Origin of the sequence: Porcincola intestinalis (assembly GCF_009696445.1) — a bacterium.
Taxonomy (GTDB): Bacteria; Bacillota; Clostridia; order Lachnospirales; family Lachnospiraceae; genus Porcincola; species Porcincola intestinalis.
This window is the reverse complement of sequence record NZ_VULZ01000003.1, coordinates 93,499-107,682: the sequence shown is the minus strand read 5'-3', so window position 1 is coordinate 107,682 and position 14,184 is coordinate 93,499. Positions and strand designations below refer to the sequence as shown.

Below are 14,184 nucleotides of genomic sequence, written 5' to 3'. Positions count from 1 at the left end.
TTCATGCATTCCAGATACAGAGCTCAGGTGCCGGGCACTCCGGATCCGAATCCTCTGACTCGGAATCCCATGGCTCAGAATCCGTATTTTGAAAGAATCTCGTTCGCTTTATCATAGTCATCACAGACAACCAAGACGGTGTAGCTTCCGGTTGACTTGATGATGGCCTTCTTCAGCTTGTCGCTTTCCTCCGCCTTGTAGGTGGCGTAAAGATCGGACTGCTTCTGAACCCGGGACTGGAAGAGCTTCTCCACATCATCGGTGGTCGCATCATCCCGGCACTTGACAACACAGATCTCATCAGCCGTGGAGCCGGAGCTCATGTATGCCTTGCTCTCCGTAACCTGACCGTCCTTGAAGAAATAAATGCTGGAAAGCATATCGGAACTGGTCTCTGTCAGTGTGTCGTTCTTGACGGTGTCCTTGTTCAGCTCATCTGCCAGCGCTGAAACGTCGATGGAAGATGTCCCCTTTGAGGATCCCCCGCCGCAGGCGGTCAGAAGAAGCGCTGCACAGACTGCAGCGAGCACAACAGCAGTGATTTTACGAAATCTCTTCATATGATAACCCCTTATTGTTTGATTGTTTTTTCCCGGAAACTCTGTTTGCCTACGGAATCTTAGCAGATTGAAGCAGCCAATGCAAGGCTGCTCAGCCACAACTTGGCAACATTCCGGGTGCGTGAAAAAGCACCGGGTGTCAGATGCGGCAGATGCGCTCGTCAGCCCGCACTGACATTCCCGGTATCAGCGGATCCGGAGGTGGCAGCCGACACACCGGACTGAGCCGTGGATTCATCGGTCTGGGAAGCGGATGAGCTGGTCTTGACTGCTGCTCCCTCTGTCTCAGCGCCGGAGGCAGAACTGTCTCCACCATTGGCCGCAAAGACCTGGCTCCAGTCGGAGTCACTGATATAGTGGGATTTCAGGTAAGTGAGCATCTGAGCACAGTATTCCGGCTCAAGATGGATCCCATCTGCGGAAGCGCCTGGGATCAGTTCATGATTCCCGTCCGAAAAGATCTCATTCAGGTTGAGATAGTAGCTGTACCACAGATCCTCGCAGGTAGACAGAATGTACTGGTTGATTGTCTGCACATTCTGGTTGTTGTCATACTCAAAGCCCTTCGCGATCTTGGACTCCTCCACATAGATGACCGAGCAGATGTAGATGACGGCATCCGGCTGAAGCGCATGAAACTGTTTGATGGCTTTCTCGAAGGTCGGCTGAAACTGATCCCATGGATAGAACCCGAGGTCATTGGTGCCAAGCATCAGGTAGATCCTCTTATACTGCCGGCCGCTCAGTCCCTGATAGACAGATATATTGCCGTCCGCCGTCGATATGATCTGCTTGTCCATGTCGTTGATGGAGAGGCCGACGCCGGTCAGGAAGGTACCCTGTGTGATGCCGGAAGCATTCCGGAAGCCTTCCATTCTCGAGTCTCCGATGAAAACGGCGTCTGAGAAATAGGAGTCATCGACCGAGTCGCTCTGGGCAGGGACAACAGCGGCGCTGTCGATGGTCTCGCCGGAACCGGATGCATCGGTCTGCTGCGAGGTGTCTGTACCGGCAGTATCAGCCTGTGCCGTCGCCATGCCGGAAACAGAGACCGTTGCCAGCCCCGCCAGCCCCTGATCCGGGTTGCTGCCGGTCGAAGCTGCACCCGCTGATGGGGTGGACGCGGTTTTGTCCTGGTTCTGCGAAGCGTCAGAAGCAGTCTTTCCCTGCGTGGCAGTGACACCTGAAGAAGAGGGACTGACCCGGTGCGTGAGGAGTGTATGGATGATTCTGCCTTCAAAGACAGCAATGAAAACGATTACAAGAGCCAGCAGGCGCGGGATCATCGTCCGGCCGGAGTTCCCTTTCCGCCTTCTGCGGACGGTGGAGCTTGTCTTGGTAGTTGTTTGAGAGGATGGCATAGTTTTTTCACCGATTCTTGGACAATTGTCTGCTGCAGGTTTGAAATCTTGAACAGCGTATTTTTATATTATATAATAATCGGGTTTAAAGTAAAGCATAGCAACTTACAGTTTTCAAGCGGGTATCTAGAATGGTTTTCAGCAGTCTGCTGTTTCTTTTCCGGTTTCTGCCGGTAGTTCTTCTTATTTATTATGTTGTCCCGGCAAAGCTCCGGAATCTGGTCCTTCTCCTTGTCAGCCTTGTTTTTTATGCATGGGGAGAGCCGGTTTACGTCTTTCTGATGATCGTATCGATTCTGGTCTCCTACACGGGAGGTCTTCTGGTCGACCATTTCCGCAGAGCGGGGGAGGACAGAAAGGCAAAGGTGGCACTGACCGCAGCCGTGGCGGCCGGGCTCGGACTTCTGGCATACTTCAAGTATGCGAATTTTATTCTGAGAACCGTCAACAGTCTGTCCGGCTCGTCAATCCCGCTGCTTTCGCTCACGCTTCCGATCGGCATCTCCTTTTATACCTTCCAGACGATATCGTATGTCATCGATGTGTACCGCGGGAATGCGGCCGTCCAGAAGAATGTCATCTCCTATGGCGCTTACGTCACGATGTTTCCACAGCTGATTGCAGGGCCGATCGTTCAGTACAAGACGATCGATGCGCAGCTGAGATCGAGGACGGAGAGCACACAGGAGTTTGCGGATGGTGTCAACCGTTTCATGATAGGACTTGGGAAGAAGGTTCTTCTGGCGAACAATGCAGGCGTGCTCTGGGACAGCATCAAGGTGCAGGATCCGGCAGGGATTCCGACCCTGACAGCCTGGATCGGAATTGCTGCCTATACATTCCAGATCTATTACGATTTCTCCGGCTATTCGGATATGGCGATCGGGCTTGGCCATATGTTCGGGTTCCGCTTTCTCGAGAACTTTGAACACCCGTATGAGTCAAGGAGCGTGACGGAATTCTGGAGACGGTGGCACATCTCGCTCGGAACCTGGTTCCGTGAATATGTCTACATCCCGCTCGGAGGCAACCGGAAGGGAAAGTGGAAGCAGATCCGCAACATCATGGTTGTCTGGCTTCTGACCGGAATCTGGCACGGGGCAGACTGGAATTTCATGCTCTGGGGTGTCTACTACGGTGTGCTGCTGCTGTTTGAGAAGCTGCTCTTCGGAAAGTATCTGGAGAAGCTTCCGTCCGCAGTTCAGCACGTCTATACGATGTTTTCGGTAATGATCGGCTGGTTCATCTTTTCCTTCAACGAGATTACCGGGAAAATGGGATACCTGAAGGCAATGTTTGTCCCGGCCGCGGGTTTTTTATCGAAGGAGAGCATCTACCTTCTTTATTCAAATGCGGTTCTGATGGTGTGCCTGATTCTTGGCAGTACAGAGCTTCCGAAGAAGCTGGCAAAGCGGCTGCTCCGGCGCGCGGAGGGCAGCAGCGTTCTGACTCTGGTGCTTCGGATCGGATTCTACCTGGGCGTCTTTCTGCTCAGCGTTGCGTATCTGGTCGGGGCGTCCTACAATCCGTTTTTGTACTTCCGCTTCTGAGGAAGATACGCGCTGGCACTGCATCAATTCCGGCCTGCACTGCCGATAGCAGACCGGCACTGCACCAGTTCCGGTGGGCAATGTGCCGGTTCAGGCTGACACCGCATCAATTCCCGCCGGCACTGTACTGTCTGCGGGGCATGGCTGCACCCCTGGAGCCGGCTAGAAGATGCCCGGCAGATTGGAGGTAGATTCACATGAAATTTCAGAAAGAGGCCGACTGGCATCCTTCCATGAACAGGACAGTTTCCGTCAATGTTACACTGATGTTTCTGGTCCTGATTTTCGGGATTTCGGCGGCGACGGTGATCAAACCGCAGAATGAGCGCTCCGAGACGGAAAACCGCTCGCTTGCGATGCGGCCTTCCTTCAGCATCGACACCCTCCTGTCCGGTCAGTTTGCAAAAGACTATGAGAGCTATTTGTCCGACCAGTTTATCGGCCGAGACGGGTGGATCACACTGAAGACAGACTTTGAGCTGGCGGCCGGAAAGAAGGATATCAGCGGGGTTTATTTTGCAAAAGACGGCTACCTGATTGAGAGTCACGAGGGAAGCTTTACAACCGACCAGGCGAAGGCCAATATCAGCCTGCTGGCTTCATTTGCAAAGAAGGAAGCGGAGGCGCTTGGGGCGGATCATATGACCGTGATGATCGTGCCGAACGCCGTCGATATTCTAAGAGAGAAGCTTCCGGCCTTTGCACAGCCGTACGATGAGGAAGCCTATATCAGTCAGGTGCGGGCGGCGCTTCCGGACGGCGTTTTCTTTGACACCGGGAAGATTCTGAACGAACATAAGGATGAAGAGATTTACTACCGCACAGACCACCACTGGAAGACGCTTGCCGCCTGGTACGTGTACCAGGCATGGGCGAAGGAGAAGGGGTTTTCCGTCGGAGTCTACAGCCCGGTCACGGTGACGGAGGATTTTGAGGGAACCATTTCATCCAAACTCGGCATCCGGGGGCGGGCAGACAGTATCCAGCGCTATGATCCGGCTGAAGCAGAGGACTATTACCTGGTTTACAACCAGTCGGACGATGTGAGAAACAGCATCTATGATGATTCCTTCCTGGACAAAAAAGACAAGTATTCGTACTTTTATGGCGGAAATTATGGATTGATTCAGTCGAAGATGCCGGAGAGCAGGACAGGGCGAAAGCTTCTGATCATCAAGGACTCGTATGCGCATTGCTTTGCTCCGTTCACATATGCGGACTTCGATGAGGTCGACCTGCTGGATCTGCGGTACTACAACGCAAGCCTGTCGGATCTGATCGCCTCGGGTGGCTATACGGATATCCTGTTTCTGCAGAATGCGTCCGGGTTTGCGGAGGAGACATCGTTTGCAAAGCTGGGGACCTGAATCGACGAAAGCACAGAACGCGGCAACAGGAGACAAGATGCGGTCATAGGAAACAGAACGCGGACACAGGACAAAACCCAGAATACGGGGCGGCATCTTCAAGGAGAAGAACATGAGTCAATGTGATCATATTTTTATCAACATGTGCAGAGACATTCTGGAGAATGGAACGGATACGCGCGGAGAGAAGGTCCGGCCGCACTGGCCGGACGGAACGCCGGCCTACACGATCAAGCAATTTGGCATCTGCAACCGGTACGACCTCAGGAAGGAGTTCCCCGCACTGACGCTGCGGCGGACGGCCCTGAAGAGCGCCATGGATGAGATTTTGTGGATCTGGCAGCGGAAGTCGAACAATGTGCATGACCTCCACAGTCACATCTGGGATGAGTGGGCGGACGAGGACGGTTCCATCGGAAAGGCGTACGGCTACCAGATGGGGGTGAAGCACGTCTATAAGGAAGGCCTTTTTGATCAGACAGACCGTGTCCTCTATGATCTCAGACACAATCCGTTCAGCAGGCGGATCCTGACGAATCTCTATGTGCATCAGGATCTCCATGAGATGAATCTCTACCCGTGTGCCTACAGCATGACATTCAATGTCACGCAGGAACGGGGGGACGGGAAGCTGGTGCTCAATGCCGTGCTGAACCAGCGGTCCAACGATGTTCTGACCGCGAACAACTGGAATGTTGCCCAGTATGCGCTTCTTCTGATGATGATCGCACAGGTATCCGACATGGTGCCGGGGGTTCTTGTCCATATGATTGCGGATGCGCACATCTACGACCGTCATGTGCCGCTGATTCAGGAACTGATCAGCAGGGAGCCCTATCCGGCGCCGAAGGTCTGGCTGAATCCGGAGGTCCACGATTTTTATCAATTTACAACCGACGATCTTCATGTCGAGAACTATCAGTACCATGAGCAGATCCGGAACATCCCGGTTGCGATCTGAGGAGGAAACGACATATGAATATGATTGTGGCGGTCGATTCGAACTGGGGGATCGGCTATGGCAATAAGCTGCTTGTATCGATACCTGAGGATATGAAATTTTTCCGCAAAACGACGATGAACCATGTGGTCGTGATGGGAAGACGTACGCTTGAGAGTTTTCCGGGCGGAAGACCTTTGAAGAACCGCACCAATATTGTCCTGACCCGGAATGAAGATTTCAAACCGGATGGTGCAGCCGTTGTTCATGATATCGGGGAGCTGATGGCGTATCTTCGCGAAAACTGCAGGGGACAGGAGGTTTTCTGTATCGGCGGGGAGAGCGTCTACCGGCAGCTTCTTCCGTACACGGAGACTGTCTATGTGACGAAAATTGACAGAGGCTATCAGGCGGATGCCTATTTCCCGAACCTGGATGAGAATCCTGATTTTCGATGCGCTGAGAAAAGCGAGGAATATGCATACTTCGATCTGACGTACCATTTTCTGATATACAGAAGGACGAATCGACCGATAAATGTTAAAGAACATGTTCAGATTCCGTAAAAAATGTTGTATATTGAAACCAGCACGCAGATGAGGTCGGATTTCTATTCGCATGGAGGAAGATGATGATATATACTGTGACGCTGAGCCCGACGTTGGATTATGTGGTCTCAGTTGATCATTTTCAGACAGGCGCTATTAACCGGACACAATCAGAGGATGTCTTCCCGGGCGGAAAGGGCGTGAATGTATCGCTTGTCCTCAATGATCTTGGGTACCTGACAACCGCGATGGGATTTATCGCGGGGTTCACAGGTGCCGAAATCAAACGACTGCTCCGGGTCGGTGGCGTGGAAGGCAATTTTATTCAGGTTGAGCGGGGCATGTCCCGGATCAATATGAAGATCCGTTCCGATGCGGAGACGGCGATCAACGGGCAGGGGCCTGAGATCACACAGGAGGATATCGGGACACTGTTTAGCAGGCTCCGGTTCCTAATCGATGGGGACACGATTGTCCTGGCCGGACATATCCCTCCGTCCCTTCCTTCCGATATGTACGAGCAGATTCTGGAATTTTTGAAGGGACGGAGGCTTCGTGTAATTGTCGATGCGGAAAAGGAGCTTCTGACCGGCACGCTGAAGTATCACCCCTGGCTGATCAAGCCGAATGCCGACGAGCTGGGGGACATCTTCGGTGTCCGGATCCACAGCCGTGAGGAGGCGGTCCCGTATGCAGCAAAGCTCCAGAATATGGGAGCGCGCAATGTGCTGGTCTCCCTCGGGGGAGATGGCGCGGTTCTTCTGACCGAGCAGGGTGAGATCTTCAGCTCAGATGCGCTCAAGGGAAAGGTGGTCAATACCGTCGGTGCAGGTGACTCCATGATCGCAGGATTTCTGGCAGGCTATCTGGATTCCGATGGCGACTATGAGATGGCATTCAAGGAGGGATTGTGTGCAGGAGCAGCCAAGGCCTTTAATCTGACGATGACCACGAAGAAGGAAATCTGCTATCTGATGAGAACGACATCGTTTGATATCCAAAGGAAACAAAAAGACTGAGATTTTGCCTCAATTTATCAGCAAAGCGGCAACGAGTATGTTATACTGTGAAAGATAACAGATATTCGCAACAATGATGCACAAATTATGTAAATAATTCACATATGATTTGTGGGTCAGGGGCGCTGTCACAGGGAGGCAGAAAGATGAATATTGGTTTTATTGCTGACAGCAACAGAAAAGACCTGATAGAGAACTTCTGTGTGGCTTACAAGTCCATACTTGCAAAACATAATCTGTACGCAACGGAGATGACCGGACGGCGGATCGAGCAGGCGACAAATCTGCACGTTCATAAGTTCCTTTCCGGTTCCGTCGGCGGCGAGAACCAGTTTATCGACAGAATCCAGAGAAATGATCTGGATCTGGTCATCTATTTCTACAATCCGATTGAGACGAGCCCCAACCAGCTCGATATTCTTTCGGTCACACAGGAATGTGACCGTTATAATATCCCGGTTGCAACGAACATCGCGACGGCAGAAGCCATGATTCTGGCGATGGACCGGGGGGATTTTGACTGGCGGAACAATGTCAGGCATGATGACTGACTGAAAAAGAAGGAGTTTCAGATGAGAGTTATAGCCGGAAGTGCAAGGAGCCTTCCGCTCCGGACAGTGGCCGGGATGCAGACGAGACCGACGACAGACCGGATCAAGGAGACGCTGTTCAATATACTGGCACCGCTGATCCCCGGCTGCAGATTTTTGGATCTGTATGCCGGTTCGGGGGCGATCGGGATCGAGGCCCTCAGCAGAGGAGCCTCCTCTGCCGCATTTGTCGACAGCAGCAGGCAGGCGGTGACCGTGATTCGTGCCAACCTGAATTTCACACACCTTGCGGACAAGGGACGTGTGATCGCAGGAGATGTGGTACGGACAGTCATCGGGATGGACGGCGAGCGCCCGTTCGGCGTGATCTTCATGGATCCGCCCTATGACAAGGGTCTTGAGATGGAGACGCTCCGTGCGCTTTCAGGCAGCTCGATTGCGGATGATCAGACACTGATCGTTGTGGAGGCATCGCTGGAGACCGATTTTTCGGAAGCGGAGGCGCTCGGGTACCGGATCGAGCGTGTGAAGGAATACGGAAAAAAGAGCAAACACGTCTTTCTGAAAAAATATGCAGCGGAACCCAAAGCGGTACCGGAGACGATGGGTAGCACAGATGAGAAGAGTTGCGGTTTATCCGGGAAGCTTTGACCCGGTCACATACGGTCACCTGGACATTATCAAACGGTCCGCCGAGATGGTAGATCAGCTGATCGTGGCAGTGCTTGTGAATAAGGCGAAAACGCCATTGTTTTCTGTTCAGGAACGTGTTAAAATGTTACAGATTGTGACAAGTGACATCAGCAATGTCCGGATCAAGTCGTTTTCAGGCTTGTCGGTCGAGTTCGCGAAGGAAGAGGGAGCGGAATTTATCGTTCGCGGGCTGCGGGCAATCACGGATTTTGAATATGAGCTGCAGATGGCGCAGACCAACCGGATCATGGATCCGACAATCGATACCATCTTTCTGACAACCAGCCTTCAGTATGCATACCTGAGTTCTACGACCGTGCGGGAAGTGGCCTCCTATGGAGGCGATATCTCCAGGTTCGTGCCGTCACCCGTGGAGAAGGCCGTGAAGGAAAAGTATGGACTGATTTCTTTTAAGGAGAGTATAGAAGATGGCCAGCAGAATTGAACAGATCATTGAAGAGATTGAAGAATATATCGACGGCTGCAAGTTTCAGGCACTGTCCTCCACAAAGATTGTGGTCAACAAGGAAGAGCTTGAGGAGATGCTCCGTGAGCTGCGGATGAAGACGCCCGATGAGATCAAGCGGTACCAGAAGATCATCAGCAACAAGGACGCCATTCTTGCAGATGCCCAGCAGAAGGCAGATACGATCATCGCGGATGCGCAGGCGAAGGCGGACAAGATTGTCAGCGAGAGTGAAGTGATGCAGAAGGCGCTGGAGCAGTCCAACCGTCTGATCGAGCAGACCAACCAGCAGGCGCAGGAGATTGTGGACAAAGCGACAACCGATGCCAACAATATCCGTGTGAGTGCGATTGCCTACACGGACGAGATGCTTGATAATCTTGAGAAGATCATGGGGCATACGCTGGACTCAGCTGGGACACGGTACAATAACTTCATCAATTCGATTCAGTCCTGCTATGACATTGTCACGAAGAACCGCAGGGAGCTTTCCCCGCAGCTTGCGCCATCCAGTTATCAGACGAAGCCGGATGTCAGCGAAGAGGATACGGAGGAAGACAAAGCAGCCGATTCGGAAGAAAACAAAGAGAAAGACGAGGAGTGACCGGCAGGCTGCTCTTCTTCGGAGACAGGAAGATGACGAGGCATCTGTCGGAAGACAGATGCCTCTTGTTGTAAAGACGGCTGCGGCTTGAAGGAATATATGACAGCTCGGCAGGAAGGGTGAAACAGTGCAGCAGAACGATAGCATGATGAGGCTTGACAGGTTCTTATCCGGAGAGTCGGAGATGACCAGGAGCGAAGTGAAGAAGAAAATCAAAAGCGGTCTTGTAGAGGTCAACGGGATAACTGCTCTCCGGCCGGAGCAGAAGATCAATCCTTCCTCCGATGAGATTCTGATCGGTGGAAAACAGGTAAAGGCAGCAGGGATGGTGTACCTGATGTTGAATAAGCCGCAGGGGGTACTTTCCGTGACAGAGGACAGGAGAGCCCGGACGGTGCTTGACCTGATTGCACAGCCCTATGCCCGGAAGCTGTTCCCGGCGGGACGCCTCGATAAAGATACGGAAGGTCTGCTTCTTCTGACAAACGATGGAATGCTGGTACACAGGCTTATATCACCATCCAGGCATGTCTGGAAGATCTATTTTGCCGTTGTTGAGGGAGAGATGACAAAAGCACACGAGGATATGTTTCTCGGCGGGATGGAGATCGGAGAAAAGCACCCGACCCTCCCGGCGGTTATGAGACGGCTTTCAATTGACGGAGACTTTCTCTGGAGTATAGAGAAGGAGAGCGGCGAAGGTGCAGGGCAGAGAGAGACGGAGGCGCTTCCGTCCGGGCTGTCGCTCCGTATGCGGCAGATTTGCTCAGAAAGTCTGACACTGGGGGACTATTCCCGCTGCGGGGAAGGCCAGAGCCTCTGTGCAGTCGCCCTGAGGGAGGGCAAGTTCCACCAGGTGAAGCGGATGTTTGAGACAGTCGGCGGGAAGGTCATCTTCCTGAAGAGACTCGCGATTGGAAGTCTGACGCTCGACAGAGAGCTTGCGCCAGGTGCTTACAGGCCTCTGACAGCCAGGGAACTCAGGGAGCTGTATGAGGAGGCAAATACAGTCAGGGTGGAGGAACCGTGAAGAGGACAGACAGCAGGATTCTGAAGGATAAGAGTGCAGCCCTGTTTGACCTGGACGGGACGCTGGTGGATTCCATGTGGATGTGGACAGACATCGATCTTGAGTATTTGTCACGCTTTTCAGGCGCTGAGGGCTGTGATATACGGGCGCTGCAGAGAGACATCGAGGGACTCAGCATGTCGGAGACCGCAGAGCTCTTCAAAATGCGGTTCCGGATTCCAGATTCGCTGGAACAGATGCAGGAGGACTGGAACCAGATGGCGTATGAGCGATACAGGACGAAGGTCCCGCTCAAGGCAGGGGCCAGGCAGCTGCTGGAGACCATGCGCAGGGAGGGTGTGAAGCTTGCGATCTGCACCAGCAATTCAAGGAGACTGGCGGAAACAGCTCTTCAGGCAAATGATGTGCTTGGGCTGTTCGATCGGATCCTGACTGCGGACGATGTCGGAAAAGGAAAGCCAAGCCCGGATATTTATCTGGAAGCGGCAAGGCAAATCGATGTAATACCCGCCCGGTCCATCGTTTTTGAAGATGTCATAAGCGGTGCAATTGCCGGAAAACGGGCCGGGATGACTGTCTGCGGCGTGGCGGATGCATACTCAGAGGATCGGAGGGCAGAGCTTGTGGAGGTCTGTGACTTTTTTATCGAAGATTTCAGGGAGCTTCTGCTGTAAAGAAGGCTGTCCGAAACAGACAGGTTCTGACAGGAAGAAAACGGGTTTTCGGAAGAAAGGCAGGAAGTAAGGAGGGAAGGAGGGACCATGAACCAGGGCCGGGGAAGCAGAATCATGGAAAAGCCAGAAAGCAGAGCGAAGTATCTTGCAGGAAGCGGGAGGATGAATGACGGAAAGTCCGGGGACGGACAGCGGCATACCGGAGGGCCGGGAGCGGCTTCTTTGAAAAGACGCGTAGAAGAGACTGCGAGCCGGCATGCATCGCGTGCACATGTCCCCCAAGGGGATATTCCGAGAGAGCGGTTCCTTCCGGTTTCCAGAGCGGACATGGAGGCGCGCGGAATCCGGCAGCTGGATTTTGTCTATGTGACAGGCGATGCCTATGTGGATCATCCCTCCTTCGGGGCTGCCATCATCTCCAGAGTGCTGGAGGCGCATGGCTACAGTGTCGGCATCATTGCGCAGCCGGACTGGAAGAATCCGGAGTCGGTGACCGTGCTGGGACGTCCGAGGCTGGGCTTTCTGGTATCAGCCGGAAACATGGACTCGATGGTGAATCATTACACCGTCTTTAAAAAGCGCCGGCATGAGGATGCGTACACACCGGGAGGCGTAAGTGGAAAACGGCCGGATCGTGCCTGCATGGTTTACTGCAACCTGATCCGGAGTGTCTTTCGCGATGTTCCCATCATCGCCGGCGGTATCGAAGCTTCTCTGAGACGGCTTGCGCATTACGATTACTGGGAGAACAAAATCAGACGGTCGCTTCTGATGGACTGCGGCGCAGACCTGATCTCCTACGGGATGGGCGAGCACTCGATCGTTGAGATTGCGGATGCGCTGGACAGCGGACTTGACATCAGCAATATTACCTTTATCGCGGGAACCTGCTATAAGACAAAGCGGCAGGAGGATGTTGTCGATTATCTGATGCTGCCATCCTACGAGGAGCTCCAGGCGGACAGGCTGAATCTGGCAAAAAGCTTCAGGATTCAGATGCAGAATACGGATCCGTTCAACGGAATGCGCCTGGTCGAGCCGTACGGAACGGTCTGGGTGGTCCAGAATCCGCCTGCGAAACCGCTGACGCAGCAGGAAATGGACGACGTCTACGCACTTCCGTACGCGGGGACCTACCATCCGGACTACATCAGCGAGGGCGGAATCCCGGCGCTGGAGGAGGTGCGGTTCTCGATCATTTCAAACAGGGGGTGCTTCGGAGGCTGCAGCTTCTGCGCGCTGACGTTTCACCAGGGCAGAATCGTGCAGACACGCTCAGACGAGTCCATCCTGGCGGAGGCGGAGCGGATGACAAAGGATCCGCTGTTCAAGGGGTACATCCACGATGTCGGAGGACCGACCGCGAATTTCCACCAGCCTTCCTGCAGAAAGCAGCTGACGAAGGGCGTCTGCCCGAACCGTGAGTGTCTCTGGCCGGAGCCGTGCCGGAATCTCGAGGTGTCCCATGTGGCCTACACGAACCTTCTGAAAAAACTCAGGGCGATCCCGGGTGTCCGGAAGGTGTTTGTGCGCTCCGGCGTCCGGTTTGACTACGTGTGTCTGGACAAAAACGATGACTTTCTGAGGGAGCTTGTGAGCTATCATATTTCCGGGCAGCTGAAGGTCGCTCCGGAGCATGTGTCGGAGCGGGTGCTCTATATGATGGGCAAGCCGAAGAACAGCGTCTACAGGCAGTTTGTGCAGCGCTATTACAGGATGAATCAGAGCTGCCATATGAACCAGTTTCTGGTCCCGTATATGATCAGTTCTCACCCGGGCAGTACGCTCCAGGATGCGGTGGAGCTGGCGGAGTATCTCAGAGATATCCACCACCAGCCGGAGCAGGTGCAGGATTTTTATCCGACACCGTCCACCGTATCGACCATCATGTATGCGACGGGGATTGATCCAAGGACAATGAAGCCGGTCTATGTGCCGAAGGATCCGCATGAGAAGGCCATGCAGCGGGCGCTGATGCAGTATAAGAACCCGAAGCTGCACAGCCTTGTCGAGGAAGCGCTTCATCTGACCGGGCGAGAGGATCTGATCGGGTACGGACCGAAGTGTCTGATCCGGCCGGAACCCGGGAGACGGCCGGATCAGGGAAACAAACCGGCGTCTGCAGGCTGGAAGACGCGCAGGACGGAGGACAAGGACAGAGGACGGAAGGGATATAGAGGACAGGGCAGATGATGGAGAAGGAACAGAGAAAGCGGCATCCTGAAAAGGGGATGCACGGATATTTTTCCTGGGAGAAGAAGAAGCGGATCGCGATTGTCATCCTGATGTACGGCATTGTACTGCTGATTTATTTTACAGGAATCTTCCGGTACCATACCCGGAAAAATATGTTCACGCTCATTGCGATCCTCGGGATTCTTCCGGCGGCAAAGTGGACGGTCAGCATGATCATGGCACTTCTGCAGAAGCCATTTTCCCGGGAGGCGTATGAGGCGACGGAGACGATCGCCGGAAATCTTGTGCGGGGATATGAGCTCTGCGTGACCGCGGAGGAGGGCAGGCTTGCTCTGGACGCGGTTGTTGTCTGCGGCAGTTTTGTTGCAGCCTACACGAGCGCGAACCGGGGGCTGTTCGAGTTCATGCAGAAGCATATCGAAAAGATTCTGAGCAGCAATGGGCTGTACGGGATGAATGTTCATATTTTTCTGAACCTTGACCAGTACAGGGACCGGATCCGGGCGCTGGCGCAGGATCCGGACAAATACCGGGCGAATCTGAAGCATGCGGCGGACGCAGTCCATGAAGGGGAAACACGGGATGAGGCGGTTATGCGGGTCATCCGGAACATATCGGTCTGAGA

General features: G+C 53.6%; 15 protein-coding genes. 13 read left to right on the top strand and 2 right to left on the bottom strand.

Going from position 1 to position 14,184, the window contains the following annotated elements; translation table 11 throughout:
- Positions 1-74: 74 nt before the first annotated feature.
- Both FYJ35_RS04070 and FYJ35_RS04065 read right to left on the bottom strand, forming a co-directional pair.
- A complete protein-coding gene (locus FYJ35_RS04070) occupies positions 75-560 on the bottom strand; it encodes a DUF4358 domain-containing protein (protein WP_154523559.1) in 486 nt (161 codons plus the stop codon).
- A 161-nt stretch (positions 561-721) separates the two neighbouring features.
- Positions 722-1,921: a GDSL-type esterase/lipase family protein gene (locus FYJ35_RS04065; RefSeq protein WP_154523556.1), complete on the bottom strand. Its 1,200-nt coding sequence runs from the start codon at positions 1,919-1,921 to the stop codon at positions 722-724.
- Positions 1,922-2,052: 131 nt separating this feature from the next.
- On the opposite strand from FYJ35_RS04065, the gene FYJ35_RS04060 reads away from it, so the two are divergent.
- The 13 genes from FYJ35_RS04060 to FYJ35_RS04000 all read left to right on the top strand — a co-directional run bounded on the left by FYJ35_RS04060 (position 2,053) and on the right by FYJ35_RS04000 (position 14,182).
- Positions 2,053-3,471 carry an MBOAT family O-acyltransferase gene (locus FYJ35_RS04060; protein WP_154523553.1) on the top strand — a complete coding sequence of 473 codons (1,419 nt, stop codon included), beginning with the start codon at positions 2,053-2,055 and terminating at the stop codon, positions 3,469-3,471.
- A 197-nt stretch (positions 3,472-3,668) separates the two neighbouring features.
- The gene (locus FYJ35_RS04055; protein ID WP_154523550.1) at positions 3,669-4,838 is read left to right on the top strand and encodes a DHHW family protein; all 1,170 of its coding nucleotides are present in this window, start codon (positions 3,669-3,671) and stop codon (positions 4,836-4,838) included.
- A 112-nt stretch (positions 4,839-4,950) separates the two neighbouring features.
- A complete protein-coding gene (gene thyA, locus FYJ35_RS04050; protein ID WP_154523547.1) occupies positions 4,951-5,799 on the top strand; it encodes a thymidylate synthase in 849 nt (282 codons plus the stop codon).
- A 14-nt stretch (positions 5,800-5,813) separates the two neighbouring features.
- Positions 5,814-6,344 (top strand): dihydrofolate reductase, encoded by a 531-nt coding sequence (locus FYJ35_RS04045; protein ID WP_154523544.1) that lies wholly within the window; start codon positions 5,814-5,816, stop codon positions 6,342-6,344.
- A 65-nt stretch (positions 6,345-6,409) separates the two neighbouring features.
- Positions 6,410-7,345: a 1-phosphofructokinase gene (gene pfkB / locus FYJ35_RS04040; RefSeq protein WP_154523999.1), complete on the top strand. Its 936-nt coding sequence runs from the start codon at positions 6,410-6,412 to the stop codon at positions 7,343-7,345.
- 146 nt (positions 7,346-7,491) lie between these two features.
- Positions 7,492-7,896, top strand: coding sequence for a methylglyoxal synthase (locus tag FYJ35_RS04035; protein WP_154523541.1), 405 nt, complete (start codon positions 7,492-7,494; stop codon positions 7,894-7,896).
- On the top strand, positions 7,897-8,547 hold the full coding sequence (gene rsmD, locus FYJ35_RS04030; RefSeq protein ID WP_268892525.1) for a 16S rRNA (guanine(966)-N(2))-methyltransferase RsmD: 651 nt from the start codon (positions 7,897-7,899) through the stop codon (positions 8,545-8,547).
- Entirely contained in the window at positions 8,513-9,034 is a 522-nt protein-coding gene (gene coaD, locus FYJ35_RS04025; protein ID WP_154523535.1) for a pantetheine-phosphate adenylyltransferase, read from the top strand. Before rsmD ends, coaD begins: the two co-directional genes overlap by 35 nt.
- The gene (locus FYJ35_RS04020) at positions 9,018-9,659 is read left to right on the top strand and encodes an ATP synthase subunit B family protein (protein ID WP_154523532.1); all 642 of its coding nucleotides are present in this window, start codon (positions 9,018-9,020) and stop codon (positions 9,657-9,659) included. The genes coaD and FYJ35_RS04020 overlap by 17 nt, the downstream gene beginning before the upstream one ends.
- 184 nt (positions 9,660-9,843) lie before the next feature.
- Positions 9,844-10,689, top strand: a complete 846-nt coding sequence (locus FYJ35_RS04015) for a pseudouridine synthase (protein ID WP_235906353.1) — start codon at positions 9,844-9,846, stop codon at positions 10,687-10,689.
- Entirely contained in the window at positions 10,686-11,363 is a 678-nt protein-coding gene (locus FYJ35_RS04010) for an HAD family hydrolase (protein ID WP_328597039.1), read from the top strand. Before FYJ35_RS04015 ends, FYJ35_RS04010 begins: the two co-directional genes overlap by 4 nt.
- 327 nt (positions 11,364-11,690) lie before the next feature.
- Positions 11,691-13,556 carry a YgiQ family radical SAM protein gene (locus tag FYJ35_RS04005; protein WP_235906370.1) on the top strand — a complete coding sequence of 622 codons (1,866 nt, stop codon included), beginning with the start codon at positions 11,691-11,693 and terminating at the stop codon, positions 13,554-13,556.
- Complete coding sequence (locus FYJ35_RS04000) at positions 13,553-14,182, top strand: hypothetical protein (RefSeq protein WP_154523525.1); 630 nt, start codon at positions 13,553-13,555, stop codon at positions 14,180-14,182. Before FYJ35_RS04005 ends, FYJ35_RS04000 begins: the two co-directional genes overlap by 4 nt.
- Positions 14,183-14,184: the final 2 nt, after the last annotated feature.